Annotated in this window: 35 protein-coding genes; 1 reads left to right on the forward strand and 34 read right to left on the reverse strand. The window is 46.5% G+C overall.

What is annotated here, in order from left to right; genetic code table 11:
- Window positions 1-27: 27 nt before the first annotated feature.
- The 33 genes from M1F25_RS21245 to M1F25_RS21405 form a co-directional block, all read right to left on the reverse strand.
- Window positions 28-381 (reverse strand): phage tail assembly protein, encoded by a 354-nt coding sequence (locus M1F25_RS21245; protein WP_181488515.1) that lies wholly within the window; start codon window positions 379-381, stop codon window positions 28-30.
- Between the two features lie 2 nt (window positions 382-383).
- Window positions 384-743, reverse strand: coding sequence for a phage tail tube protein (locus M1F25_RS21250; protein ID WP_181488517.1), 360 nt, complete (start codon window positions 741-743; stop codon window positions 384-386).
- Window positions 744-755: 12 nt separating this feature from the next.
- Window positions 756-2,261, reverse strand: a complete 1,506-nt coding sequence (locus M1F25_RS21255; protein WP_220129041.1) for a phage tail sheath subtilisin-like domain-containing protein — start codon at window positions 2,259-2,261, stop codon at window positions 756-758.
- The gene (locus M1F25_RS21260; RefSeq protein WP_181488519.1) at window positions 2,258-2,431 is read right to left on the reverse strand and encodes a DUF2635 domain-containing protein; all 174 of its coding nucleotides are present in this window, start codon (window positions 2,429-2,431) and stop codon (window positions 2,258-2,260) included. The genes M1F25_RS21255 and M1F25_RS21260 overlap by 4 nt, the downstream gene beginning before the upstream one ends.
- Window positions 2,428-2,970 (reverse strand): DUF1834 family protein, encoded by a 543-nt coding sequence (locus M1F25_RS21265; protein WP_181488521.1) that lies wholly within the window; start codon window positions 2,968-2,970, stop codon window positions 2,428-2,430. Before M1F25_RS21265 ends, M1F25_RS21260 begins: the two co-directional genes overlap by 4 nt.
- Window positions 2,970-3,422: a gp436 family protein gene (locus M1F25_RS21270; protein WP_181488523.1), complete on the reverse strand. Its 453-nt coding sequence runs from the start codon at window positions 3,420-3,422 to the stop codon at window positions 2,970-2,972. Before M1F25_RS21270 ends, M1F25_RS21265 begins: the two co-directional genes overlap by 1 nt.
- The gene (locus tag M1F25_RS21275) at window positions 3,419-3,796 is read right to left on the reverse strand and encodes an HI1506-related protein (RefSeq protein WP_220129042.1); all 378 of its coding nucleotides are present in this window, start codon (window positions 3,794-3,796) and stop codon (window positions 3,419-3,421) included. The genes M1F25_RS21270 and M1F25_RS21275 overlap by 4 nt, the downstream gene beginning before the upstream one ends.
- 56 nt (window positions 3,797-3,852) lie before the next feature.
- A complete protein-coding gene (locus M1F25_RS21280) occupies window positions 3,853-4,776 on the reverse strand; it encodes a Mu-like prophage major head subunit gpT family protein (RefSeq protein ID WP_110591426.1) in 924 nt (307 codons plus the stop codon).
- On the reverse strand, window positions 4,776-5,993 hold the full coding sequence (locus tag M1F25_RS21285; protein ID WP_181488525.1) for a phage protease: 1,218 nt from the start codon (window positions 5,991-5,993) through the stop codon (window positions 4,776-4,778). The genes M1F25_RS21280 and M1F25_RS21285 overlap by 1 nt, the downstream gene beginning before the upstream one ends.
- A 166-nt stretch (window positions 5,994-6,159) precedes the next feature.
- Window positions 6,160-6,630: a phage virion morphogenesis protein gene (locus M1F25_RS21290; RefSeq protein ID WP_181488527.1), complete on the reverse strand. Its 471-nt coding sequence runs from the start codon at window positions 6,628-6,630 to the stop codon at window positions 6,160-6,162.
- Window positions 6,627-7,916, reverse strand: coding sequence for a phage minor head protein (locus tag M1F25_RS21295; protein WP_181488529.1), 1,290 nt, complete (start codon window positions 7,914-7,916; stop codon window positions 6,627-6,629). The genes M1F25_RS21290 and M1F25_RS21295 overlap by 4 nt, the downstream gene beginning before the upstream one ends.
- Window positions 7,900-9,480 (reverse strand): DUF935 domain-containing protein, encoded by a 1,581-nt coding sequence (locus M1F25_RS21300; protein WP_181488531.1) that lies wholly within the window; start codon window positions 9,478-9,480, stop codon window positions 7,900-7,902. The genes M1F25_RS21295 and M1F25_RS21300 overlap by 17 nt, the downstream gene beginning before the upstream one ends.
- Window positions 9,481-9,494: 14 nt before the next feature.
- Window positions 9,495-11,057, reverse strand: coding sequence for a terminase large subunit domain-containing protein (locus M1F25_RS21305; protein WP_220129043.1), 1,563 nt, complete (start codon window positions 11,055-11,057; stop codon window positions 9,495-9,497).
- On the reverse strand, window positions 11,057-11,629 hold the full coding sequence (locus tag M1F25_RS21310; protein WP_181488533.1) for a DUF3486 family protein: 573 nt from the start codon (window positions 11,627-11,629) through the stop codon (window positions 11,057-11,059). The genes M1F25_RS21305 and M1F25_RS21310 overlap by 1 nt, the downstream gene beginning before the upstream one ends.
- Window positions 11,630-11,631: 2 nt before the next feature.
- The gene (locus M1F25_RS21315) at window positions 11,632-11,919 is read right to left on the reverse strand and encodes an ArsR family transcriptional regulator (RefSeq protein WP_181489716.1); all 288 of its coding nucleotides are present in this window, start codon (window positions 11,917-11,919) and stop codon (window positions 11,632-11,634) included.
- Between the two features lie 5 nt (window positions 11,920-11,924).
- Window positions 11,925-12,227, reverse strand: coding sequence for a DUF2730 family protein (locus M1F25_RS21320; RefSeq protein ID WP_181488535.1), 303 nt, complete (start codon window positions 12,225-12,227; stop codon window positions 11,925-11,927).
- Window positions 12,211-12,432 (reverse strand): TraR/DksA C4-type zinc finger protein, encoded by a 222-nt coding sequence (locus M1F25_RS21325; protein ID WP_181488537.1) that lies wholly within the window; start codon window positions 12,430-12,432, stop codon window positions 12,211-12,213. Before M1F25_RS21325 ends, M1F25_RS21320 begins: the two co-directional genes overlap by 17 nt.
- On the reverse strand, window positions 12,429-13,028 hold the full coding sequence (locus M1F25_RS21330; protein WP_181488539.1) for a hypothetical protein: 600 nt from the start codon (window positions 13,026-13,028) through the stop codon (window positions 12,429-12,431). The genes M1F25_RS21325 and M1F25_RS21330 overlap by 4 nt, the downstream gene beginning before the upstream one ends.
- The gene (locus tag M1F25_RS21335; protein WP_181488541.1) at window positions 13,025-13,261 is read right to left on the reverse strand and encodes a hypothetical protein; all 237 of its coding nucleotides are present in this window, start codon (window positions 13,259-13,261) and stop codon (window positions 13,025-13,027) included. The genes M1F25_RS21330 and M1F25_RS21335 overlap by 4 nt, the downstream gene beginning before the upstream one ends.
- Window positions 13,245-13,502: a hypothetical protein gene (locus M1F25_RS21340; protein WP_181488543.1), complete on the reverse strand. Its 258-nt coding sequence runs from the start codon at window positions 13,500-13,502 to the stop codon at window positions 13,245-13,247. The genes M1F25_RS21335 and M1F25_RS21340 overlap by 17 nt, the downstream gene beginning before the upstream one ends.
- Before the next feature lie 13 nt (window positions 13,503-13,515).
- Window positions 13,516-13,929, reverse strand: a complete 414-nt coding sequence (locus tag M1F25_RS21345; RefSeq protein WP_181488545.1) for a M15 family metallopeptidase — start codon at window positions 13,927-13,929, stop codon at window positions 13,516-13,518.
- Window positions 13,930-14,050: 121 nt separating this feature from the next.
- Entirely contained in the window at window positions 14,051-14,527 is a 477-nt protein-coding gene (locus M1F25_RS21350) for a hypothetical protein (protein WP_181488547.1), read from the reverse strand.
- Window positions 14,528-14,542: 15 nt separating this feature from the next.
- Entirely contained in the window at window positions 14,543-14,971 is a 429-nt protein-coding gene (locus tag M1F25_RS21355; RefSeq protein ID WP_232368695.1) for a Mor transcription activator family protein, read from the reverse strand.
- Window position 14,972: 1 nt separating this feature from the next.
- Entirely contained in the window at window positions 14,973-15,476 is a 504-nt protein-coding gene (locus tag M1F25_RS21360) for a hypothetical protein (RefSeq protein WP_181488551.1), read from the reverse strand.
- A complete protein-coding gene (locus M1F25_RS21365; protein ID WP_181488553.1) occupies window positions 15,473-16,003 on the reverse strand; it encodes a gp16 family protein in 531 nt (176 codons plus the stop codon). Before M1F25_RS21365 ends, M1F25_RS21360 begins: the two co-directional genes overlap by 4 nt.
- Complete coding sequence (locus M1F25_RS21370) at window positions 15,996-16,229, reverse strand: hypothetical protein (protein WP_181488555.1); 234 nt, start codon at window positions 16,227-16,229, stop codon at window positions 15,996-15,998. Before M1F25_RS21370 ends, M1F25_RS21365 begins: the two co-directional genes overlap by 8 nt.
- Window positions 16,230-16,370: 141 nt before the next feature.
- The gene (locus M1F25_RS21375) at window positions 16,371-16,754 is read right to left on the reverse strand and encodes a DUF2528 family protein (RefSeq protein ID WP_181488557.1); all 384 of its coding nucleotides are present in this window, start codon (window positions 16,752-16,754) and stop codon (window positions 16,371-16,373) included.
- 2 nt (window positions 16,755-16,756) lie between these two features.
- Window positions 16,757-17,395 carry a DUF3164 family protein gene (locus M1F25_RS21380; RefSeq protein WP_181488559.1) on the reverse strand — a complete coding sequence of 213 codons (639 nt, stop codon included), beginning with the start codon at window positions 17,393-17,395 and terminating at the stop codon, window positions 16,757-16,759.
- The gene (locus M1F25_RS21385) at window positions 17,382-17,561 is read right to left on the reverse strand and encodes a hypothetical protein (protein ID WP_181488561.1); all 180 of its coding nucleotides are present in this window, start codon (window positions 17,559-17,561) and stop codon (window positions 17,382-17,384) included. The genes M1F25_RS21380 and M1F25_RS21385 overlap by 14 nt, the downstream gene beginning before the upstream one ends.
- An 11-nt stretch (window positions 17,562-17,572) precedes the next feature.
- Window positions 17,573-17,848, reverse strand: coding sequence for a hypothetical protein (locus M1F25_RS21390; protein WP_181488563.1), 276 nt, complete (start codon window positions 17,846-17,848; stop codon window positions 17,573-17,575).
- The gene (locus M1F25_RS21395; protein ID WP_110591404.1) at window positions 17,848-18,807 is read right to left on the reverse strand and encodes an AAA family ATPase; all 960 of its coding nucleotides are present in this window, start codon (window positions 18,805-18,807) and stop codon (window positions 17,848-17,850) included. Before M1F25_RS21395 ends, M1F25_RS21390 begins: the two co-directional genes overlap by 1 nt.
- Before the next feature lie 8 nt (window positions 18,808-18,815).
- A complete protein-coding gene (locus tag M1F25_RS21400; protein WP_181488565.1) occupies window positions 18,816-20,792 on the reverse strand; it encodes a transposase domain-containing protein in 1,977 nt (658 codons plus the stop codon).
- A 42-nt stretch (window positions 20,793-20,834) separates the two neighbouring features.
- Complete coding sequence (locus tag M1F25_RS21405) at window positions 20,835-21,050, reverse strand: helix-turn-helix domain-containing protein (protein WP_181489717.1); 216 nt, start codon at window positions 21,048-21,050, stop codon at window positions 20,835-20,837.
- Window positions 21,051-21,218: 168 nt separating this feature from the next.
- On the opposite strand from M1F25_RS21405, the gene M1F25_RS21410 reads away from it, so the two are divergent.
- Entirely contained in the window at window positions 21,219-21,830 is a 612-nt protein-coding gene (locus tag M1F25_RS21410) for a helix-turn-helix domain-containing protein (RefSeq protein WP_181488567.1), read from the forward strand.
- A 420-nt stretch (window positions 21,831-22,250) separates the two neighbouring features.
- Here M1F25_RS21410 and M1F25_RS21415 read toward each other — a convergent pair whose 3' ends face one another.
- The gene (locus M1F25_RS21415) at window positions 22,251-23,417 is read right to left on the reverse strand and encodes a nucleotide sugar dehydrogenase (protein WP_004906180.1); all 1,167 of its coding nucleotides are present in this window, start codon (window positions 23,415-23,417) and stop codon (window positions 22,251-22,253) included.
- Window position 23,418 lies beyond the last annotated feature (1 nt).

Below are 23,418 nucleotides of genomic sequence, written 5' to 3' on the forward strand. Positions count from 1 at the left end.
CGCTCGACATTCCGAACGCACTGCAAACTATCGCCCCTTATCCGCCACGCCCTCAGCCGTCGCGATAGCGGCGTTTTGTAATCCGCCAAATTGGTCAGAAATCAGCTCTAAATCGTCTTGATGTAATTTTTTAAGCATCTCAAACGGCAATGGGCCATTAATTTTGCCAATACGAACAATGGCACGGCGGATAAGCTCATATCCCATACGTGACGGACTTGACAGCAAGGTTGCACCTTTTGCAGTCATGACGACACGCTCACTGGCCGCCTCTGCATCAATCAAATCACCTGCGGTCAACTCACGTAATTCAACGTCAAGTTGTAGCTCCATCTCTTCACCTTTGCCGTAGGGCAGACCGTGCGTTAACGTAAATTGCATGATTAAATTTCCTTACATTCGACAGCGTTAAATTGAGCGGCAATTTCACCTTTGCCCGTTAAAGTGCATTGGCCGTCACACCATGCATTCGCAAGCAAAAACTTCTCGCCTGTGTCACATTCAAATGAAATCGTGACATCGACGGCGTTTTTAATGGCAAACAAGCTGACCCCATCGCCTTGCGGGATGGTGCAGGAGAGTCCCGCCTCTTTGGGCGCTTCTTGAAAACCATAGACGCGAGAGCCAACTAACGGTGTGCGGGTTTTGCCGCCCGGTGTCAGTGTTGCCCCTTCAAGGGTGGGAAGTTCTTTCCCGTTCATCAAAATGTAAGCAATACCTGTGTACTGATAAGGGCTAGCCATGAGTCGTTATCCTCACAAAATAAATTGAATAGCGTGCGCATAAATGCGGAATTGATTGACCAAATCAGGGTTGCTGCGCACATTGACGCGATTGCGATCATTTGGGTCACGCTCAACTAACAGCGTTTTCTTGAAGGATTCAAAATCCTCAACCAGCCCCGCAAACTCTTGCTCAGTAAAGAGCGCTAGCAGTTCAGCCTTAATCACGGAAGGGGTCACAATCGCTTGCCCCGGACTGACACGAATACCATCATCAGCCAGCTTATGACGCGGAAATTTCTGCGTAATGCGCACACGGGTTGCATAACGTAAATAGGACAACGTGGCGATGGTTTCGACATCGAGATAGCTTGGGTCAGGGTCACCGAACGAGTTCTCACGGTACATGGTGATAGCGCGTTCAATTTGCACATTACTGCCCGTATCAACCGTAAAGGTTGAAACTCCATCATAAAGCAGTAAGTTACGTTCATTCAGCGCCCAACGGTCACCGAGCGACGGAGGTAAAATGCTAGGCAATTGTAAGGTCTGTAAAGGGCGAGCGGGGTCGATACTCAGAGAACCCACTGCAACCGCCGCAAGCGTGGCAGCCCAAAGATACGGGGGTTGCGGTGCCATTCCCGTTGCCATGGTGGAAAACAAATAATCATTGCGACTGAGGCCAAAGCTGGACGCTTGCGCCAAAGTGCCACGCTTTGCCATCCAACAAATGCCGTCAATCATTTTGAGTGCGCCCCAACGGTCTTTGAGTTCGTCACGCAAGAGATTGAGATTTAACGTATCGGTAAACGGATTAACCACATAGTTCCACCATGTATCACCAAAGGCAGTGATCGCATTGGACAAATCAGGGTTGCCTGTGGCTTTACCCATTGGGGTAATAATGACGTCAATCCCCGATGGTAGTAATTCACCTGTGTAATAATTAACACGGACATCAATATCATTACCTGTTTCTCCCGACCATTTCGCAGCGAGTTTAACCGTATGCGTATTGATTTTATCGGGTACAGGCGAGCCGTTCGTGTGCAAAGGCTCAACCGTTGCCGTCACAGGCAAGCGGTCATTGCTGTTAATGGCATCACTGATTTTGGTCGCCATCACCGCCACGCTATCCCCCGCACGAACGGTGACACGTACCGATTGACCTGCAATCATTAAAGCAATTTGACCCGCTTGCGCCACTGACCCCATGGGTTGAATTTCACCAACGGCTTTCACTCCGTTACTGTCATCATCGATAGCCAGCGCCCAAAGGTCAGCGAACGCATTCGCTTTAATAAAATGGGTTGCCATTTCGGCCAGCATCGAACCACGACCAAAGGCCACCTCTGCGGCACTTTGTGAGGTGATACGAAACGGCTCACCCGCGAGTACTTGACTGTTTTTGTTACGTAGACCCAGTAATAACGTTTTGTGCAACGTGGGTGGTGTACCTGTGACCGCCGCAGAATTATCAATTTCGATGTACGTGAGGGGGACACGAATATTCGAAGGGATCTCATTAAATGAAATCATGATTTAACTCCTTGAGATTGTTCGTCAACCAACACGACATCACCGTCTTTGAGGCGACGTAACCAAAACGCGTTACGGGGCTTCACTTCGCCTTCTGCCGCTAAGGGTTTATAGGTTTCAGGGTCACGAACCGTCAGCCCTGAAACGGGTTTAATATGCAAAATGGTCATGGTGCATCCTGTATCGGTAAAGTAATTAAGGCTTCCTGCTCTGGTGTGCCTTTCGGCTCCGTCCAGACTTGGTAATGGGTCGCAAAGTCATCAAGGTCACTCATATCAACGGGGTCAGGCAGCGGTTGTGGTGCATCAAAATAGAGGCCGTACACGGCAACACCTGCACTACTTTGGATATCACTCCACAGGTTAGCGACTTGCGTTAATGAGAATGTACCCGCAGGCTCAATACGGCGATTGTTAAGCCATCCCGTTAAGCGTTCGACAATTTCATAGATACCTATCTGATTGGTTTGGCGACCATTCAACACTTGCGCACTGATAAAAATGCCCCAGTTTGAAACTGCGGTGCGTGGAATAGCGCCACGTTGACAGCCTAGCCATGCCACATAAACCGCAGGATGGGTATTAATCATCAGTGCGACCGTGCTATCGCTCCATTGACCCGGATGCGTATCGACACGGCGTAAGGTATTTTTAAATAAGGCTGAAATACCCGCGATTAAGCTATCTGAAATATCCGAGGTGATCGCCATTAGATAAACCCCTTCGATTTATCACGCGCCCAAACACTGCCCGCGCTGGTAATAATGGCAACATCGCCACCCGTAGGGCGTTCTGCTTCGGGGCTTAACCCTAAACTGACATCACCCGCCGAGACCTTTTCAAGCAAGCGGATAACATCCTCTTGGTCTTTGGTCGCTTTATCGGTGGCCTGACCTTCTTCCAATGAAAAACGCGCTAACACACACGCCACCCTGACAAGTACCGTTGGCACGGTTTTTAGTGGCAACGTGGCACGGCCATCGATATAACCGTCAATCGTGGCGGTGGCATCATCGAGGGCGATTTGTAATATGGCATGACGGGCAGGCGTCAACTCTTCAAGCGGCAAGCTAAAAGAATTGTCAATCTTGCGGTCAGTTAATAAATGCAAATCATTCTGGCTGTACCGCGCATAAATATCTTTCAGGGTGGCGTAACTCATTTTTTACCGTTACCTTTTTTTGGGGTTTCAGGTTGAGCCGCTTCTGCTTCAGTGGCTGCTGGCGTTTCAACTGGCGCAATGGTTTCAGTCACAGGCGTATCTTCCACGGTTACTGTTGTTGATATAACCTGATCGCCCAGCCCCCGCGATGTGTCACTATCAATATCTGTCGCGATAACCATAACAGCGAGACGTGGGTCAGCTTCGAGCGCCTTGAGCACCTCAGGGGTAACGGGCGGTAAGTTGTTTTCGCCTTGATGTAAAATAAAACCCGCGCGGCGGTAGCCTTCGTGTGCCGTGTTAACCACGTTAACCCCGACCATTTCCACCATTTCACCTGCCGCCAGCGCATTAGGATCTGCTTTATCAGACATAGCATTTCAACTCCGATTAAGTTGATTTAAACGGGGCTTAAACCCCGTTTAAAAGATTAAAGGTAGTGACCTACAACAACTTCGAGGCTGTCTTTCAGTTCATTACTGACTGTTCCGCCTTTGCTGTCGACAATCAGCTCACGTTCAATCAGTTGCTTAGCCAATTTTTGCATCGTTGGCGGAACAACTAAATGTGTGGGAGCAATGGCTAGCGGACGACCACCATCTGATTTTATGGCACCCATGTTCTGAATAACTGTCCACAGGTTGTCAGCATTCAATTCAGCTTTGGCGGCATAGGCTAACTGCCAAAATGAATAACCCGCCTCACAACGCGTATCGACACCGTAACGAATAAGTTTCTGCATGAAGTTTTCTTCATCATCCACTTTGTCCATGGCGACCAGCTCAGGGGCTTTACGTTGTTGAAAAATGATGGGTTTAACTGCGCGTGAGCAATCGAGAACAAACCATGGCTGACCTGTATAACCTTCTTCAGTCAGAATATTACTGACAATTTCCGCATCACCCGTACCATCCGCATTGGGATAAACTGGATGGTCAGTATCAAAGAAATTCTGTTTGTCGTAACACAATGTTTTGAAGCCGTTAGTCAGTGCACCAAAGCACATCTCATCGGGCTGAACGCCTGCGGCACGCCCCATCTCCGTAAAGAGAGGTGAATAAATACCAATGTTGTCATCGTCGATATCATCGCGATCAACACCCACGGTGCTTTCAAACGGGCGGTTGATTAACTGGTAACCGTGTGACTGCATATCACTGATAACACGTTTACCAATCCATTCACGCATGCCCGGGAATTTACCCAACCAACCGTAAGTATTGGATTTTGTCGTACTCGGGACGGTCATCGCAATTTTTTCAAATTGACTCGGTGCATCTTCCAAACCATTTTGGAAGTCGCCATTCCATCCTGTAAAAAGGGATTTAATGAGTTGAGGGGTAACAATAGCCATTATTTTTTAGCTCCCAGTTTTTTACGTTTTAAGAACTCCGCATCTGTTAAACCCTGTAAACGTGCAGCCTCTTTATCGGATGCCGATAACACTGCAACCCCTTTCGCGGGTTTTACCAATCCTGCTGTTTGGCGACGCGTTACAGCATTAATGGCCGGGCGTTTTTTCAGCATGGCAGACAGCACGGCAACGCCTTGCGTATTTGCAATCGCACGCAACACGGGAATTTCAGCCGCGACAATACGCCCTTCGCGGCGAGCTGCGCGAATTAAGGCATTTGTATCACCACCATTAGATCGCGCACTCAATACTGCCGCTGAGCGAGCTAGCAGGTCATACGCTCTTTTAGGCACCATTTTGGTTAAATCCATGCCACTTAAGGCGGCCTCTTCGAGAATTTGCTCAACTTCGGCAAGTTCCGTACTGCTGCCATCCACGATGTCGGTGATATTTTCTGCGATAACATCGGTATCTTGCGTGGTATCAATCACATCAAGGGTGTCAACGGCGACTTGCGCGGAAGCAAGTAAGGTATCAATCGCTGCCATGGCTTGCCCTAAAAGCTCATGTAACGTGTCTTCAGTCAGCTCACTTGTGTCTTCTGGCAAGGTAATGCCCAGCTTCTCAAGGAGCTGAAGGAGAGTTTCATTCATAAGAACGTCCTCAGGTTGGGGGGATAAGGTTATTAAAGTATCGAGCCGCGCACTCAGTGCGGCCATGGATTGCATTCCGGTTAAACCGGGGTCATTGGTCAGCGCGCCCATTCGCAAATAAAGCGGATAGCCAGCTTCGTCATAAGGAAATACCGCCGAAAGGTAAGCCCACTCACCATTATCAACTGCGGCTTGTGCAGCAGGCGTTAATGACAAGCGCACAAATAAACCCAACCCTTCGCGCCACTGCATATCGTTGCGCGGGTCACGTAACCATGCTGCCGCTTTGGCTTCGGCGCAGGCGGTCGGGTCTTCGTCTTGTTTCAACGTCACATGGTTATAGTCAAACAACACAGGTTGACCGATAGCCGCCGTGGCCTCGATAAATTGCGCGGCAATGGTGGCATCAATAAACCACTGGTTACCCGGTACATCATCGGGACGACCATCGCGGGCGGCAAAATGCCCCGCAGGCAGCAGTTGATACCAGCCATCTTGGCTGTTTGTTATCGCTGCACTTAAAATGGCAACGCGTTTGTGTGGGGTGTTTTTTCGGGTTTTCATACCGCCATTGTGGCGGAGGAACAAAACAAGGCGGGTTTGTGGTAAATCACACCTTAATGAGAGGGAGAATTAAAAAGCAGGTTAAGAAAGGACACTATACCGCGTTTAAAACCCGTTTAAAAACGCTATCACACGTTTAAACGGGTTGAACATGATATAACGGGCGTTAACGTTGCCTTGAGGCTTCCTCGTGCTTCTGGCGAATGATATCTACAATATCAGCCACCCCTTGCGGTGATAACCCCATGTAAGGACGTGCAGGCACAGCCGCAGGGGCGGCGGGCATAGTGGGTAAACCGCCCCATTGATGTAGGGCTGCATAGGCTTTATTGGAGCCAATGGCGGCACGGGTTGCATCATAAGTCGTGGTTAATGACATGGCGAGACCACCTTGTGAGCGTTGCAGCATCAACCCATTACGACCGCTATCGTCGAGTTTTTCTTGATAACGCGCACTTAACGGTGACCATTTTTTTCCTGTGTTCGGGTCAGTTTCACTGGCAAATGCATCTTCACTTTCACTGGCAAGGACTGTCGCAATACTGCGCGTGATAGGAGTTGTATCTGTGCCGAGTTGCTGAAGGCGCTTAAAGGCTTGTTGAATGGGTGTAACATCAATCTGGCTTTCTACTCTCATAATCCCCCCTCAATCAATTCATAGCGGCCGTTTTGTAATCCCGTTTGTAACGAGGATAACGGCATCATTTCGGCTTGTACGGCTTGACTTAACAAAGCATCCTGACTCGCACCAATCGGTAATCTAACCACGGTACGCCCCACATCACGCCCCGTGGCGCTGACATACAATAATTGCTGTTGGGATTTATCTAAGATAACCGCCACAGGTTGCCCGATTATGCGCGGTAACATTTGATATTCAGCCATCGTTAGCCCTGATTGCAGGGTGGCATTATTGGCCGTCACCACGCGTGGGGCAGCTTGACCTAACCGTTTTTCGACAGCCACCGCCACCGTGTCACTGACAAACCCTAATGATTGGGTGGTTTGCGGGGCGTTCTGCTGTGTCAGTGTTTCACCCGCCCATTGTGCAAACGCGGCTTGACGTGCTGGGGCGTTATTCATCGACTGGATCACTTGTTGGCGTAATGCGCGGTTTTGCATCTCAACGAGTTTTTTCGCCATTGCCACATCTGCGCCCATCGCTGCTTGTCCCACGTTATTTGACCAACCTGCGCCCGTGGTCATCGATTGACCACCACGATTAAACGTGGTGGTTTCAGATTCGTACACTTCGCCTGTGCGCTTATCCACGCCAGATTCAACTTGTTGAGTCTGTAACGCACCTGTGCTTGATTCGACGGTTAAGCCCATGCGTTTAACTTGTGCCTCTGTGAGTGCTCGAACACGGCAACGACAGCCCCAATCATTCGGGGGATAGAGTTTATCCCATATCGGGTCATCATATCGAAAGACCCGGCCATGCATGGCAGCATGACTTTTGCGGGTGCGTCCATCAAGGATAGCAATATACTGCCAGTAAGGGTGTGTTTCGACACTCGCGAGCTGCTGTTGATAACGACCCGCTTGATAGGCAGTTGCGACGTTGGTACGGTAAATCGTCGACAACCGCGACGGGCTGCCCATTTGCACCATTTCCGCACCGCCGTCACTGTCCACAATAACCTGTTTCCCCCACCAACCTTGCTCTTGTAGGCGAGGTGAGAGGTTCTGTTTAAACTCGTGCTCGGTGATACCTTGACTAATGGCGCGGTCAGTTTCCGCGCGGAGGGTCTGTAAAATATCGAGACGTGCTGCTTTCGCCACGGTAAAGGCTTTCGCATGACTGGTCGCATTGGCTTCTTGCCAATTCCATGTAATGTCATAGCCTTTTGACCGAAAGTAATCGACCGCTAAGGCAGGCTCAAGCGTAGCGGCATAGCCTAAATCAACGGGCTGTGGCATTGAGACGCCCCCACAATTCAGCGACAAACATCGCACGATGGAGCATATCCGTTAACTGGGTATCGTCCATCTGTGTATAAAGCTCATCCGCAAGCTGTTGTGCCGCCGCAAAGCCGCCCGTTTCAATCGCGTCAATCAGCGGCAACAACAACGGGTCAACGGTCGATTGCCACGCTTGCGGGCTAACCGTATCCGCCATGGTTTGCACTGAGGCGGCTTCAGGCTCTGCAGCGAGAGCCACTTGACGCGGTTCATTGCACTGTTTGGCATTCAGTAGCGCGGTAGAAAAATCGGGTGTAGCGGGTGCGGCGGGGGTCAATACGGCCTCATCCTCACTGGCGATGGGAATTTGCAATTTATCATGCGCCCACTGAGTCGGGATTTTCATCCCCATATTGACCAGTTGTGGCAAGGCCGTTGAATAGACCGTAATGTCTTCCGGCTCGGACAAATCAAACTCAAACTTCGGTTTACGGCGTTGGTTATCGAATGATTGGCAATTGAGCGCATACAGTGGAAATACAATATCACGGGTCAAAGTGGCCGCTAACTGTGTGGCGTCACTGTCGCGCACCTCAAAGCGTACCTCATTATGTACGTTACCCAAGGCATTCGTACTGGTCGCACCGTCGGCCTGACTGGTTAACGTCCCGCCTAAAATGGCTTTAGACATACTCATTTCAGCCCAATTCATCATGGCGAGAAATGGGTCGGCCGTACCGTCGGCGGCATTTTTAAAATCGATGAGCATCGAACGGGGGATGATACCGCCCGCATTGTGCCCAATCGACATCACTGCCCGCATCAAAGTGTCTTTCTCTTTGTCGGTTGCCCCTGCGGGGTATTGCCCAACGCGAATGGGCAAACCGTAGATTTCGAGAAACTCGGCTAAATCCCGCACGGAATAGTTTTTAAAGATAAAAGGCCAAACCAAGGTACGAATAAGCCCTGTACGCGCCAGATAACCCGATTTGGATTTTGCCACATGCTGCACCCAGCCGAACGGTTGAAGCGCTAACCCATCGGCGGAGCCATCACGCAAGCGTAACTCATTGCGCTCACCTTGAGGCGTTTGAAACCATGCAGGGTCACGCCACTCAATGGAGCGCGGAATAATCAAGCCTTCAGCTTCTTCCCATTCAATCTCTTGGCAACTAAACCCTTTTAAAATGGCGTCTGTCGCATCAAAGATGCAATCTGTGAGCCACTCAGCATCATCTAAAATTTCAGTGAGTAACTCCGCATCTCGCTTCTCTTCACGGCTCGCATTGCGTGGCGGTGTAATTTTCCAGTCGAGCGCCTGAAGTGAACGGCGACGCTTGCCCAATTCAGACTGTAAATGCGGGTCTTTTTCTTCCATATCCTCGGCAAGTTCACATTGCGCGAGTAATTGGCCGCGTTCGGCATTTTGTAGGATTTCCGCCGCGCGTGCAGGTGTTAGCCCGCTAACGGGATGATCGCCATAGTAGCGATTGAGTTGATGGACGCGCGACTCATCATCTTGGGTTTGGCTGTGCGGCTTAAACCAAAAGCGACGCCCTAGAGCATCCCTCATGCGATTCATACTATTCAAAATTTTCACCAGCACCCCCTATCAAAATTGTGATAATCATCGTCATCATTGGACGCGGCACGTTTATCGGGGAGCGGAGTAAAATCCATCTCTTGCCCGTCAAGATACGTCGCCCGAGTAAACATCAAATACGCCCCCGCACTGTCACCGTGGCGTTTTTTACCGTCCGCGCCTTTACGGCGGTTTTTGTCGATTTTTGGCACACCGCGAATATTTTGCATTTGCCGCTGGTCGGCAATGATGTCTTCATCTTTGGGGATGGAAATATCATTGGATTCATACAGCGCTTTGTATTTGGGTGACCACTCACGGTAAAAATTATCGGTAATATGAATGGCGTCTACCATGTCCTCACCGTAGCGGAGCAGTAACGCCTCACCCAAATAGCCACCATTCCCCGTAGCATCGACCGCAATCCCCACTAAACGGGGTAGCGCATCAATCACGGCCAGCGCAATTTGACGCTGTTGGTTATACGGCACATCATGCATTTCTACCGTGAGTTTTAGCACCCTGCGGGTGTCTTGCTCAACACTGCCCGCACCGATAACGGATAAGTCGCCAGAGCGCGCAAAGTCCTGCCCGTAAGCGTGGCGCGTATCAGGATCAAACTGGTGAATAATGGGCGTGATTTCTTCAGCAATAAACGTATTAACCGTGCTCACACGCTCATCTTCTGTCCATGTCATGTGACCGTTAGGCATACTAAAACGCACCACTAAACAGTTTTCATCGGTGGCTCGGTCAATCAAGACGCGTGGGATATAGGCACCAGAGCCTTGTTTCGGCACGCAATAATACTCTTCCAGCGCATCATCTTCAGTGGCTGTATCTTTGAGTAAATTGGCTTTCCATTCGTCTTCTTTGTCTTGCGTCCACTCTTGGCGGCGTACTTGGCAAATACGACGATACAGCCCATCGTTACACGCATCATCTAAGGTGATGGTATGGATAGAATAGCGTTTACGGCCTGCACGTGAGTCTTTGATTAACTCATTAAACAGATTTTCATTACCATTATGCGTGGAAATGATACGGACTTTTGCCCCCCACATGGTGAGTGCTAGAGCCGCTTTTAACACCTCGGCTAATTGGTCATGGAAAGCCGCTTCATCAATGGTGACATTACCTTGCATCCCCCGCAGGTTTTTGGGGTTACTCGATAAGGCTTGCACTTTAAAGCCGCTACTGAAATAGACAACAAAAGTGAGGATATCTTTGTCCTCATCTTGCAGCACTTCCTCGCCAATTTCACCCGCTGCCAGCCCATAAGCCTTTGCCCACATCGCCACCGCATCAATAAACTCACGCGCCATTTCTTTATTCGAGCCGATATAGAAATGGTTTGTACCGCCTGCCTCACGCGCGAGCGCGGCAGTGAGCGCGGCGTCTGCCGCTTCCGCCCATGTTAACCCGGTTCGGCGGGACTTTTCCGCAATCTTGAGCGGTGAATCATCCGCAATCCAGCGTTTTTGATACGCGAGTAAGACATCCGTTGGGTTAAATTGCGCGTCATTCGCCGCCCCTAGAATAAACTCGGTGGAGGGATTTAACTTGGAGGCTAACATTAGACTATCCCCAAAATCTGGCGTTTGATATTGGCCGCCGCTTCTTCAGTGAGTCCAGCTTGCTTGACCATTTTCTCGGCTTCTGTCGCCGCTTCAGCCGCAAATGCAGCGCGGATCTCTTTCTCACGTTTGGTACTCATCATCGCCGCTTGCTCGATACGAGAAGCAACAAGCGCCAATTGTGCCAAGGCTTTAGGCTCTACCACCGCATCCCCTTCAGACAGGGACATACTGGTTTCAAATGCCAATGATTTGACAAACTCTTGCAGTAACTTACCGACGTCAGAGGTCGGCGCAGAGCCAAGTTTTGATACCCAGACATCGGCAATTTCTCGCCCCTCGCGGATTTTTGCACCCAAAGTTTCCATACGGGACGCATAACGATTTAACCCCGTGCGGGAGATTTTCAGGTCTTCAGGTAAGCCAGACTCATCAATCAACTCATTGACGGCCGCGCGAATATCTTCCTGCGTATGGCGCTTATCTCGCAAGAGTGCGTGCAACTGGTCACGTATCGCTTCGGGAAGCAAATCAATCTTGGAGGGACGCCCACGCGTTTTTTTATCGCTCATGGTTAACTCCGAGGGCGAGGACGTTTCACACCGGGGACAGTGCTACGACCTTCCGCAACGTCTAAACCACGCCCCGTGATAGTGGCAACAAGGCAACCCGCGATGTTTTTAGTCACACACAAGCCTTGCTCTTCTAACCATGCAAGATGCGAGCGTACCACATCACGGCTCGTGCGGTGCCCATACGCATCAAGGCAAGTTTGCAAGACAGACTCATTCGCGTCACCGCCACATTCTTCCAATGATCGCAATAACACCAAACGTTGGTCAGTGGTTAAAATTTCGTGCATTGACATTATTTTTTCTCTTTCAGTTCGTTTTGTAATAACAAGTCACTGAGGTGACGTAGCTGACGCAGCTCTGGGGAAACCGCTTTAATATCCCCACGTAAGCTGGCAATTTCTAACTGCAAATTGTGTAACTCCGCACGGTTAGGCAGTGTGGACAGTGAGATTTCAAGCTGATTGAGTTGCTGTTTCATCACTTCAACCTCATCTCGCTTAGCGTAAGTTTTACTGAGTAACAGCAATACCAGACTCACGACACTCGTCGCCACTGCCCAAATAATAGACCAGTGCTCTTTAAGTACGTCTAACATGCTTATTCCTGTTTTCAACACGGTTTTGACACATGACGCACCGTTCAAAGCGGGGGTTGATCGCCAATCGCCTAGGGTCAATATCATGACCACAATCGCAACATATGCCTGTTCCTGCCTGCGCATCTTGTTGTTTAAAGTGTTGCGCTAAATCTTGCTCACGCTGCCACTGTTCAAGCTCACAGGCTCTATCTATCACCTTCATGGTTCGTCCTGAGTGTTTCGGTGACCCACTTCTGTAACCCCATCAGCTTGACTTCGAGGCTTAGGCTCCACTGGCCGTAATCGCTCGCGTGTTTGAGTAGGGCTTCCGGTTTGCCCGTTGGTGGGGGCAGCGGTTTCGGTGGGAATTGGAGTAAGTCGTTCGGGGGCAATGGGCACGAGGCGATCACCACGGGGGGTGTCACCGTAACCGAAGGCTTCTCGGTAGAGCCGCAACCCATTAACCCCAAGGCCAGTGTAATGATTGCCATCGAGGGCAACCGCATCGGGAATTTGTTGCTCAATCCGATTGGCCGCCATGGTGATCTTTTTAAGTTCGCTGTAGACATGATTGGAAATTTCCACATTTTTTATCAGTTGTTCCTGTTGCTGTTTCACCAACTGCTTGAGGGCTTTCTCATTATCCTCGGCGGTGGCTTGCTGGGCTTGAGCAAAGTCTAACGCCATGGTTTGACGGGCTTTAATTTCATCGTCAACTTTCGATTGCATGATATTGGTTGCCATCAATGCACTGAGGCCGCCAACAATTAAGGCACCAGCGACAGCGGTAATGACATAGCGAATTAGCGTAGTATTCATTGGCCTAGCTCCTTATCGCGCTTAATTGCAGCTTGTTTTGAAGCTTGATTTTGTACGACCCATGCCGTGAGATACCCCGCATACAACCATTCACAATCCACCATTCGCCCCGATAACGTGACCCAAATCAACACAAAGGTACTGGCGATAAATGCCCCAAATAATGTGGTATCTGACGTTGATAAACGTCCCGTGGCTGGGTTAGTGATCAACTGTTTAAGTAAAGCGAACATGCGTGACCTCGACTTTTGCCAAGCGGATATCTTGAGCTGTGACTGATAACCAGCCTTGACGGAAAAACGATTGATAGGTCTGATTGTGGCTATAGAGTGGAACAGCGGTAATGTCATCACCTGCAAGGCCACGCGCTAAGCATTGCTCACGACCTGATTGATACGTTTGGTAATAGCGCGGGTTACGTAGCGCAGGATTAAGTTTTAGTAACAGCGTGTCAGCGATTGCAGGCGGTAACATGATTCACCTCGACTTAGCGCGGAATTTCGACGTGCGGATAATCAATAAAACGCGTCTTAATCGGTAATGACGGGTCATGCGTCCAGTTCTTACCAAAACGCAATGGGATGCCCAATTCATCACCCGCCTGTTTAATGGCAAGTAGCACAGGTTCAAAAAGCTCTGGATGTTCATCCCAAACCATGCCGGGCTTCATGGCTGACGGCAAAATATCAACGGCATGACCTGTTAAGTGGCGACTATTAGGCGTCTGTGACGCGCCATTATTGACATATTCAGCCTGCTTCGCTTGGGAACGGAGACCCTCAATGACGGCAAAATCGGCAGAGGTAAGCTCAAGCGCGCGGGTAATCACTTTCACTAAGCGTGGATCAACACCCACAAGGTTGCTTTTACTGCGCTGGGAAAAGACAAATGGCTTTTTCATAAATGCCCCTGAATAAGATTAAATAATGGCTTATATTCAGGGTTTTTATGTGAATGGTGGGTTTGTGGGGAATCAAACAAAAAACCCGCCAATTCGGCGGGTCTGTATTCAGATAGTTATATTAGAAGTCATTCTGCCTAACACCACAAGTAAAAACAATCTCACTCGTAGTGCTACTTGGTTGTAGAGATGAGAAAAAAGAGTAGCCATTAATGAAAGTTGAAACCTGCCTGTCATCAACTTTCCCAGAATAGCCTATCGTTAACAATACATCGTTAGCCTGTTCCTCTGTCAATTCCCCCATAGCAGCTCTAGAAATCTTTAAACATTTCGTTGCTGTATCAAGAAGCTTTTCATCTAATTCCTCTCGGTTGCCTTTGAGTGAAAAAATAGCAGCAATAGCTTTATCATTCGACCAATATTGAGAGCCATTAATTATTGCGATATTAGTATTTCCTGTATTTTTCCATTCTTTCGCTGATAACACCCCAAAATTTTCCATTTTGTTTTTTAGTGTTTCAAAATCAGGTAGTTTTTTAGATGCCTGACTAGAAAATGAAAGTACAAGACAACTAAATATAAACAGTAATTTTTTCATGCTCACCCTCAAGTTTTAAATTGGCAAATCAATCTGATGACGCTTACGGTGTAAGGCTAACTGTTGGCGGATTATGGCATAGACTGTCGAATTAGTCAGACCATATTTTTTAGCCAATACATCAATATCCCCTTTGGATTCAAGGCTCCATTCGATAAACAATTGGTTGTCCCGTAGAGCTGCCTTCAAAGTGTCACCTGTGGGTAAATAAACAGCCCGACCACCATAATAATGAGATAACGCCACTACCAATTTACTGGCAGCCAATCGAGCTTTAGGCTCATCATACCCTTGACGCATCAATTCAGCGTGGAATAAATCCACTATATCAGCTAATAACTGCGGCCAACGTGACTGTAGTTCACTAGTAGGAATATCATTAAGTTGGTCTACTAGCAGCCCTATACCTGCATGGTCATCATCAAAAAGCGGTAGATTATCCACGTTAGCCTCCTTTCTTAGATAGCCATTCTTTACCACCGGGCAAACCATTTACATCAACACCATAACTTTGCATTTGTTTTAGGTATGCTTCTTGACTATCAGAGCCAGAAGTTTGTTTTTTCTCACGTTCTTTAACATTGCTACTTTGTGCAAATAGCTGTTGTGAAGAACTATAAACCGTCTTGAGGTAATTGTGATTCGAGAGCGGCTTAGTATCACCTTGCGCACGTTTTTCACGAATACGTTCTACCGTTTCACTCAGTGCATGGGCTAACACTCGATTCGATGGGTAAAGTTCAAGCACTTCTTCAACCAGTTTTAGGGCACGGCTATTTGACAGATTATTTTTCTCTCGACGAAATAAGCCGATATAGTTAACTAAATGGCGAGCACAACCATGAGATAACTTACTGATTTTATCCATTAAGAGGCGGCTGGATTCATCTTCCAGTATGGCGTCTAAATGAAAGTCAGAGTGACAAATTGGACAGCGGCCAATTTTCATTGTACACCTCCGAATGCATCACAGACGGCATCATATCCACGGCGTTCTGGTAACTGTTTCCCCATATCACGGAATACATCAAGCATCATGCGAAGATGCCATTGCTTCAGTGATTCCAGTACACGATAAGCTAATTCACCATCAAGCCAACCTAACTCATTAACACCAATACCATTATTTAATCGAGCAGTTTGACGCTGTACAAATTTATTGAGTGCTTCTTCAGAACTATCAACAATAAAACCCTGTTGGTGCATCGTGATCCAAATGGCTCTAATTTTACCAATTTCAGCGGCTTTATCCTGACCATTTAAACGGTGTTTAACTCGCTGTTTATGCTTTTTAAAGCTGCGTTTAAATCCACGCTCAACAAAGGCGTCATACGCTAACTGAAGTTCACCATGGCGCATTTTGCGACAAGAATCTTTACCTGTTGCTGTTACTAACATCGCGCGATAGGTATCATCGTCTAATTTCAATTTAGACTTTGCAATGTGGATAAGACGTACCAGTTGATCACTAGTCATGTGTGACTCCTTTTTGATAAAAAGCACATGTTGGTAGACAGCCACCACGTAGCTTGTCATTGCAGCTATCGCAGTGATTTTTTTCAATAAAGGCAGCACAAACTAGATTTGCAGCTTCAACAATTGCCCCTAATTGAGTTTGGTTAATTTTAATGCCTGAATATTGGTTACTTATTTCAAGAGAGATAGCACTAACTAAACCTATTTGTTTAATATGGATGGCCATCGGAAATACCTCGTTATCTGGATTTAGGCGTAAGCGTGTCCTGACGGGTTTACGCCATTAATTAAAAAGTGTTTAGTTTTAGTGGGTTAAATTATTTTTAAATAATATGTAATATTTGCTCTATAAATACTAACGCTATGGTTAGCCTTTATTTTCCTCCCACCCAGTTATCTCTATTTCATCAGGATCAATAAACCATGATTCAATTTCATCAATCCGAATTCCCATATCATCCAATTTAGGAAAGCCTTCAATACCTTTATCCTTAGACCAATCGAACTGTTCGGTAAGCCATTCTTCATCTTTGAAGTTATTAAATGCCATCTGTTGAAAACACTCAGCGCAGAACATGGCGAAACCTGCTTTTTCATGGCTACCAAATTTACTTTTTCGATATTCAGCGGAAATAAAAAATTTATTAATTGCTTCACATTCTGCTTTAAACTTAACTTCATCAACGACAGATACAACCATTTCCAAATCAAATTGCCATGAACCTGAACTAATCTTGATTTGCCTAGCCATAGTTAAACCCCTGTAATATTGAGTGAAATTTGGATGTAATTATTGTTATCGCCTTTACGCTCATAAATGCGGATGTAGCGGCAACTATCAACGGTATGAATTGATTCACTAATCGCTTCCATTGCCTTAAGCCATTTTTCGTCGGTAATATCCAAACGGCGCAGGCTTAAGATTTCTTTAATTCGGATTTTACCTTCTTTATCTACCTGAAAAGCATCATTGATAATGGCTGAAATATTGGGATTCGCACCTTCAGACCACGACAAAATACATTCATCAACCAGTGTTTTAGCGATGTGCAAACGTTCATCAAAGGCCATGCGGTCTTGAATAGCGACCTGAATATAATGTTCACCATCAAATGCATAGAGTTTAATGTTGCCTTTTCCTCCCCCAATAACCGCGTCATATTGCTCGGCCGATAATTCGCGAAACGCATCAATCGTACGGAACGCAAAAGTTTTAAAATTTTTCAGCGCCTGATTTAGCTCTCTTGCTGGCGTAACAATATCGCCCACTAAGGTATCGCGCAGACGGTCAATAGGTTTGATTTTAATGATAGGCACATTATGGCCTTTGGCGTTAACCCAAAACCCTTCAGGGGCTTCATGTTGGGTAAATTGTTTGTCATTCGCTAACATGTTGTATCTCCTGAAAGTTAAGCATTCCGCCATTGATACCCTGAACCAATAACTTAGCGACTTCCATTTCATTCTTAGTCATTGCGGCAATGCGATCACCTGTGATGGTGTATTCAAAATTTCCTTTACTTTTTTCTGTAATAACAATTGTAATTTTTGCTGGCATGAAAGCCCCCCTTAATGAATAGATTCAGACCAGTAAACGCGGCAGCCCAAAGTATCAAATACGCCTTGTTTACCCTTGTTTTGATTAAAATATTGGTAAGCGGCCTTACCGTCTCGAATAAGCGCATCACAGTAGCTGTGGCGGGCAATGTGAATACAAGGTTTACCTTGACGAGTAATGACGCTTAACACCGTAACGCCTTGCTGCTCTAACTGCTGAACCACTGAGCCAGCTCGCATTAAATCAGACATAACAGATTGATTTTCTGTATTAATAGAAATATTCATTAAACATTCTCCTCAATACCTTCTAAATCTTTGACTGCTTTACGAATATGTTTTTCGTTCAACACTTCATTAGCCCCTGCGGCAAACATCGACGCTAAACGTAAGGTGTGAGATATCACACGCAACGCACCGGGCTTTTTAGCCAGTTCAAACACTAATGCACGTTCGGGCTGTCCGAGATGCCATGCGGCCGCAATCGCTTTTACATCTTCTGTTTTAGGTTTCAAGATAGAGACTTTTTTAGCAATACGACTAAATAAACGGGCAAAATCCATATCACGCGAGTTGCCGCCTGTGAGCTTTGAATACACTTGATGGTTACCCACCAGAGTTAAACCAATGCCCGTATCTTCTTGTAAAATACGTAACTCTTCCAAAACGGGATAACCTAAATGGTCTGCTTCATCAATAATCAGCAAGCCATTTGTCCCGCGTAATTTACGACGAACAGCACGCCCCAACTGACCCGCACGGCGCGGGGCATCACCAATGCCCAACTCTAACGCTAATTCATATAAGCATTCACTCAAGCTAGCGCGAGAGGGTGAAATAGTAATTAACCAGACATTAGGGCGTTTCTGTACAAAGTGTTGTAATGACTTGGTTTTTCCCACACCAGGAACACCGTAAATGACGGTAATACATTGCGCTAATTGCGCATATTGCAACGCACTATCAATCTGTCTTGAGGTTTTGGTTTCAATAAAATCCGGTGCTTGTGGCATTTCGTTTGCACGACGAGTACGGTTTTCTAACCAGAGGTTTAACTTGGTATTGACATCATCGTTATCGCCTTTGTACTTCTCATTCATAAAATGAGACACCGCGGTACTCGATAAGCCCGCTTCCCGCGATATGGCGGTATAAGTCATGCCATCGTTATCAACAATAGAGCGCAGAGCGGCACGCGTGTCGTCGTGACTCATTTGTGATTGGGTTAATTCAATAATGTTAGTCATATATTCTCCTAGATCGTGTTCTTGGTGCTTTGCGCGTAAAATTGTGAGACGGCATTCTCAAAATCTTCGTCATAGTCTCTATCACTTTCAGGCTCAACTAAGACTTGCTCACGGCGAACGGTATTGCCTGTTGGCCGGAATATTTCAACTACATGTGTTTCAGGCGGTTCCGGTGGTGCGATATCGGGCATCATTTCCGCGACTTCTAATGCGGTCATGCGTTTTTTCGCCTTAGCCGCTTCTTTATTACGTTTAACAAACTGCATACGATTACGATGATGCTCACGCGCCGCTTGTGTATCACCAAAGCCTGATTTTTCAATACATTCCGCTTTACAGATAAAACGACCGTCTAAGGTGTAACACAGCACTGAATCATGTAAGGCTTGCGGGTCAAAGCGAATGACAACCTTGCCTTTAACACCCATCAGTAATTCACTGTAATAGCGGTTCTTACGTGATTTGATCCTTCCGCCTGCCTCTAATGTAAATGCGCCATTTTTCACCATGGTTGATTCAGCGGTCAGTAAGAGTAAATTGCGCTGCTCTGCTGTCGCTTTACGGATGGCGCTTTCTTGGTAGCTTTGCTCAAAGGCTTCATCAAAAGACAATTGCTTTTGACAGGCTTCCGTATCGCGTTTAGGCAAGCGATTCCAGAAAGCGATCCCTTCTGCTAAGGCTTTTAAAAACACATCGGCTTCGACAACCCGTTCACCATAATTATCAGGCTTAGAACTCGTATTCGCCCCTGTATAAGCTCCCGCAAGTAGTGGATGTTTATCAACAACTTCACCCAAGCCACCATGAGAAAACGCACGCTCAATAGGTTTTGCTTGCCCGTGACCTTGACCAAATTGGACGGTTGTCCAATGCAACTCAATCCCGAGTAAAGGAATGATCCCTTTCGGGTCATCTTCTTTCACTTTGAATCGGTAACGGTTAGGAACGCCGCCCGTCATCCATTTGTTGGCTGCTGCACGCGTGTTATCGATAGTGACATGTTTAGGAATGCCGTATTGTTCAATAACATCAGCAAGCGCTAAACGTATGCTGTCACTGTTTTCGGAAACATCAGTACGCCAAGCCAAAATTTTACGAGTACGAATATCTTGCCAAACCCACGTTTTAGGGCGGATGATTTCGCCATTGAACCAACGTACAAAAACGTTATGTTGATAGCCGTCCCCGTTAATCCACTCCATTGCATCTAAGTCAAGGACAGTACGCTCTTGAGCTGGGTATAACGTCATTAAGGCGTGTTCACCTTGGCGCAGTAATACAATTTGCTCTTGCGGTACTTCACGCTCTAACTTACGGCGTAATGATGAAAGGCTAGGAATAACCCAATCATGTGCATTGGCCGCTTCGACAAGTCGAGCATAGCAAGTGCGTAAAGCGGGTTGCTCTAGACGTAAATAATCAGCTAAGAAAAAATCCCATGCTTCAGAACTGCATTCAGCTTCTTTTTTACGACGAGCAGAAACACTATTACCATGCTGACTCACAAGCGCTGCCAGCCAATCAGAGCGGTCGAATGATTTAACTTGATAGTACCAACGGCGCACAGAAGCTGAAGCAACAGATAACGCCTCGGCAACAGAATCAAATGCGGTCAATACATCGATACCACTATCTAATAATCCAGCGGCAGCAATGACCGCTTCACAACGTTCGCGTGCTTTTTCACGCTGTCTTTCACTGGCGTTATTCCAGTTTTGCCAAAGTAGCTCACGAGCATAATTACCACTTTCGCGCTTTTTGATTTCGATTGGTGTACCCGCAACCTCAATAACACCTTGTTTTTTAAGTGCTGCTGCGCGAGCAACGGGCGGCAAACATTGAATAGGGTATTCAAATGACTTTGACCCCGTACGCTTACGTCGATTATCTCCAGCTAACTTATCTAAGTTTGCGCGAATATTATGTTGCATTGTTGGTAGGCCGGGCAGACCAATGCATTCTTTAGCAGTAATCCAAATATCCATTAGTTCATACCTTTAAACAAAAAATCACATGCTACAAAAATATTATTTTTGGTAGCGACTAGGCCAAATAATCCGAGGTTCAACCCCTAAAGCCTGAGCGATAATTTGTTCCCCTTTAGGCCATGGGCGGGATAACGTGTTGCGGAGTGTATCAGCCGCTAAGCCTGCTCCTCTTGATAACGTGCGTAAATTTGTACCGCGTTTTTCTAATGCCGCGCGGATATCTGCGCGGTGCCAGTCTTGCGTGTTTAATGACATCATGCGATCCTTATATTTATCCGTCCTGATAATTCGGCGCGATAACCACCAACGATTATCGGTATAGATATAAGCATATAGTCAAATAATCCGAATGTAAAGCACTAACTCGGATTATTTGACTAATCATAAAAAAGAACAGTTAGTGTAAATAGAGGTTTAGTAACAATGAGTTATAAGAAAAATGATATTGAACCCGAGAATAAACCATCTCGGATTATTAGTCAGGAGCAAATAAACCGATTTGGAGAGCGCCTTAGAGAGGCCATGAATGGTATGTCTAACAATGCTTTTGCAAAGCAATGCGGTTGGTCAGAGAAGGTTATCCGTAACTATTTAAACGGCGAAAGCTACCCATCTTTAGATCGGCTTGCAGTTATTGCAAATGTAAGCGGACGACCTGTTGGGTGGTTAGTTACTGGAGAAATTGACGAATCATCGGATATTTTGACTAACGATATGAGCAAACTATCATCATCGAGTGCTACGCCTGAACAGCAAAGAGTGTGGAAAGAGATTTTAGATAGAATGACACCAATTGAAAGAGAGGCTGTTCTTGACAGCGTTTTTAGGCAGGGAATAAATGCTTTGTTACGCAATGCGCAAGCTGTCGCATCACATCATGAAACTGTTGATGACCTATCGGCTGACGACATGCTAATTGCTAGGATGTATGCATCTTTAGCCCCTGAAGACAAAAAGAGTTTTTTGGAATCTTTCTTTGAAGACGAGCGCAGCAAAGCTAACCGCGATATGAGCGATAAAACTAAAGCCAGCTAAATGGCTGGCAAGTTTTAAATAGATTTTAAAGATGTTTTAAATGATTTTCATATGCATGATGTATTTACCAAAATAAGTGAATCAAAATAACTAATTCAAATTTTTTTCTCATTTTGATAATTTTGCATAAATGCTTAAATAGTTCTACGTTACTTCTCGCAAACCCGCGAATCACCTAGATTCTTATCCGCGAATTCCCGTTTATTTTCGCCAATTCCCTATCTCTTTTGTTTCTCATTGTTTGTGGTTCATATCATTGACGGATGCTAGCAAATGGCAAACAACATTTCTTAGCGATTGTTGCAGAGTAGCGTTTAAAAATAGGTAACTTGTGCACTATGGCACAAAATAGATAGGGTTATTAGGTCTTAATATACAGAGATAGGTTAGCACGATACCAACCTACCCCATAAACGCGTTTTAATCATTACCAAATAAATCTCGGGTATAGACTTTCTCTGCCACATCTTCCAGCTCAGGCACCATACGGTTGGCTAGAATAATGTCGCTTTGTGCTTTGAAAGTGTCGAGATCACGGATAACCTTCGAACGGAAAAACTCTTCTTCTTTTAAAACCGGCTCATACACCACCACTTCGATGCCCTTGGCCTTGATGCGCTTCATCACACCTTGTACCGCAGAGGCACGGAAATTATCAGAGCCCGCTTTCATGACTAAGCGATAAACACCGACTTTGCATGGTGCTTTAGCAATAATTGCATCGGAAATAAAGTCTTTACGGGTGCGGTTTGATTCCACAATGGCGTTAATAAGGTTATTTGGCACGTCATCGTAGTTAGCTAACAACTGCTTGGTATCTTTCGGTAAACAATAACCGCCGTAACCAAATGATGGGTTGTTATAATGGCTACCAATACGTGGGTCTAAAGAGACCCCTTCAATAATTTGACGTGCATTTAAACCGCGGCTTTCTGCGTAGGTATCGAGTTCATTAAAGTACGCCACACGCATGGCTAAATAAGTGTTGGCAAACAGTTTAATGGCTTCGGCTTCGGTTCCATCGGTAAATAACACGGGCACATCTTTCTTAATTGCGCCTTCCAGCAACAAATCTGCAAAAATTTTCGCGCGCTCTGAACGCTCTCCCACCACGATACGGGAAGGATGTAAGTTATCCCACAAAGCACGCCCCTCACGTAAAAATTCAGGAGAGAAAATCACGTTGGTATAACCAAACTCTTCACGTAAGCGCGCGGTAAAGCCCACAGGGATAGTGGATTTCACGATAATCGTCGCTTCTGGGTTAATTTCATTCACATCATGAATAACAGACTCAACCGATCTTGTATTGAAGTAATTGGTTTTTGGGTCATAGTCGGTTGGCGTTGCGACAATGACGTATTGTGCACCGGTGTAAGCTTCAGTTTTATCTTCTGTGGCACGGAAATTGAGGGTCTTTTCCGTTAAAAACTGTTCAATTTCTGCATCAACAATCGGTGATTGATGGTTGTTTAGCATCGCCACTTTTTCAGGGATGATGTCCACCGCAACCACTTCGTGGTTTTGTGACAGCAACATGGCGTTAGATAGGCCGACGTAGCCGGTTCCTGCGATTGCTATTTTCAAA

The sequence above is a fragment of the Providencia sp. PROV109 genome, from assembly GCF_033681625.1.
Taxonomy (GTDB): Bacteria; Pseudomonadota; Gammaproteobacteria; order Enterobacterales; family Enterobacteriaceae; genus Providencia; species Providencia hangzhouensis.

What these genes read in the sequence shown, in the direction of transcription:
- M1F25_RS21245 (WP_181488515.1), bottom strand. Translation starts at nt 381, where the DNA reads ATGCAATTTACGTTAACGCACGGTCTGCCCTACGGCAAAGGTGAAGAG.
- M1F25_RS21250 (WP_181488517.1), bottom strand. Translation starts at nt 743, where the DNA reads ATGGCTAGCCCTTATCAGTACACAGGTATTGCTTACATTTTGATGAAC.
- M1F25_RS21255 (WP_220129041.1), bottom strand. Translation starts at nt 2,261, where the DNA reads ATGATTTCATTTAATGAGATCCCTTCGAATATTCGTGTCCCCCTCACG.
- M1F25_RS21260 (WP_181488519.1), bottom strand. Translation starts at nt 2,431, where the DNA reads ATGACCATTTTGCATATTAAACCCGTTTCAGGGCTGACGGTTCGTGAC.
- M1F25_RS21265 (WP_181488521.1), bottom strand. Translation starts at nt 2,970, where the DNA reads ATGGCGATCACCTCGGATATTTCAGATAGCTTAATCGCGGGTATTTCA.
- M1F25_RS21270 (WP_181488523.1), bottom strand. Translation starts at nt 3,422, where the DNA reads ATGAGTTACGCCACCCTGAAAGATATTTATGCGCGGTACAGCCAGAAT.
- M1F25_RS21275 (WP_220129042.1), bottom strand. Translation starts at nt 3,796, where the DNA reads ATGTCTGATAAAGCAGATCCTAATGCGCTGGCGGCAGGTGAAATGGTG.
- M1F25_RS21280 (WP_110591426.1), bottom strand. Translation starts at nt 4,776, where the DNA reads ATGGCTATTGTTACCCCTCAACTCATTAAATCCCTTTTTACAGGATGG.
- M1F25_RS21285 (WP_181488525.1), bottom strand. Translation starts at nt 5,993, where the DNA reads ATGAAAACCCGAAAAAACACCCCACACAAACGCGTTGCCATTTTAAGT.
- M1F25_RS21290 (WP_181488527.1), bottom strand. Translation starts at nt 6,630, where the DNA reads ATGAGAGTAGAAAGCCAGATTGATGTTACACCCATTCAACAAGCCTTT.
- M1F25_RS21295 (WP_181488529.1), bottom strand. Translation starts at nt 7,916, where the DNA reads ATGCCACAGCCCGTTGATTTAGGCTATGCCGCTACGCTTGAGCCTGCC.
- M1F25_RS21300 (WP_181488531.1), bottom strand. Translation starts at nt 9,480, where the DNA reads ATGAATCGCATGAGGGATGCTCTAGGGCGTCGCTTTTGGTTTAAGCCG.
- M1F25_RS21305 (WP_220129043.1), bottom strand. Translation starts at nt 11,057, where the DNA reads ATGTTAGCCTCCAAGTTAAATCCCTCCACCGAGTTTATTCTAGGGGCG.
- M1F25_RS21310 (WP_181488533.1), bottom strand. Translation starts at nt 11,629, where the DNA reads ATGAGCGATAAAAAAACGCGTGGGCGTCCCTCCAAGATTGATTTGCTT.
- M1F25_RS21315 (WP_181489716.1), bottom strand. Translation starts at nt 11,919, where the DNA reads ATGCACGAAATTTTAACCACTGACCAACGTTTGGTGTTATTGCGATCA.
- M1F25_RS21320 (WP_181488535.1), bottom strand. Translation starts at nt 12,227, where the DNA reads ATGTTAGACGTACTTAAAGAGCACTGGTCTATTATTTGGGCAGTGGCG.
- M1F25_RS21325 (WP_181488537.1), bottom strand. Translation starts at nt 12,432, where the DNA reads ATGAAGGTGATAGATAGAGCCTGTGAGCTTGAACAGTGGCAGCGTGAG.
- M1F25_RS21330 (WP_181488539.1), bottom strand. Translation starts at nt 13,028, where the DNA reads ATGAATACTACGCTAATTCGCTATGTCATTACCGCTGTCGCTGGTGCC.
- M1F25_RS21335 (WP_181488541.1), bottom strand. Translation starts at nt 13,261, where the DNA reads ATGTTCGCTTTACTTAAACAGTTGATCACTAACCCAGCCACGGGACGT.
- M1F25_RS21340 (WP_181488543.1), bottom strand. Translation starts at nt 13,502, where the DNA reads ATGTTACCGCCTGCAATCGCTGACACGCTGTTACTAAAACTTAATCCT.
- M1F25_RS21345 (WP_181488545.1), bottom strand. Translation starts at nt 13,929, where the DNA reads ATGAAAAAGCCATTTGTCTTTTCCCAGCGCAGTAAAAGCAACCTTGTG.
- M1F25_RS21350 (WP_181488547.1), bottom strand. Translation starts at nt 14,527, where the DNA reads ATGAAAAAATTACTGTTTATATTTAGTTGTCTTGTACTTTCATTTTCT.
- M1F25_RS21360 (WP_181488551.1), bottom strand. Translation starts at nt 15,476, where the DNA reads ATGAAAATTGGCCGCTGTCCAATTTGTCACTCTGACTTTCATTTAGAC.
- M1F25_RS21365 (WP_181488553.1), bottom strand. Translation starts at nt 16,003, where the DNA reads ATGACTAGTGATCAACTGGTACGTCTTATCCACATTGCAAAGTCTAAA.
- M1F25_RS21370 (WP_181488555.1), bottom strand. Translation starts at nt 16,229, where the DNA reads ATGGCCATCCATATTAAACAAATAGGTTTAGTTAGTGCTATCTCTCTT.
- M1F25_RS21375 (WP_181488557.1), bottom strand. Translation starts at nt 16,754, where the DNA reads ATGGCTAGGCAAATCAAGATTAGTTCAGGTTCATGGCAATTTGATTTG.
- M1F25_RS21380 (WP_181488559.1), bottom strand. Translation starts at nt 17,395, where the DNA reads ATGTTAGCGAATGACAAACAATTTACCCAACATGAAGCCCCTGAAGGG.
- M1F25_RS21385 (WP_181488561.1), bottom strand. Translation starts at nt 17,561, where the DNA reads ATGCCAGCAAAAATTACAATTGTTATTACAGAAAAAAGTAAAGGAAAT.
- M1F25_RS21390 (WP_181488563.1), bottom strand. Translation starts at nt 17,848, where the DNA reads ATGAATATTTCTATTAATACAGAAAATCAATCTGTTATGTCTGATTTA.
- M1F25_RS21395 (WP_110591404.1), bottom strand. Translation starts at nt 18,807, where the DNA reads ATGACTAACATTATTGAATTAACCCAATCACAAATGAGTCACGACGAC.
- M1F25_RS21400 (WP_181488565.1), bottom strand. Translation starts at nt 20,792, where the DNA reads ATGGATATTTGGATTACTGCTAAAGAATGCATTGGTCTGCCCGGCCTA.
- M1F25_RS21405 (WP_181489717.1), bottom strand. Translation starts at nt 21,050, where the DNA reads ATGTCATTAAACACGCAAGACTGGCACCGCGCAGATATCCGCGCGGCA.
- M1F25_RS21410 (WP_181488567.1), top strand. Translation starts at nt 21,219, where the DNA reads ATGAGTTATAAGAAAAATGATATTGAACCCGAGAATAAACCATCTCGG.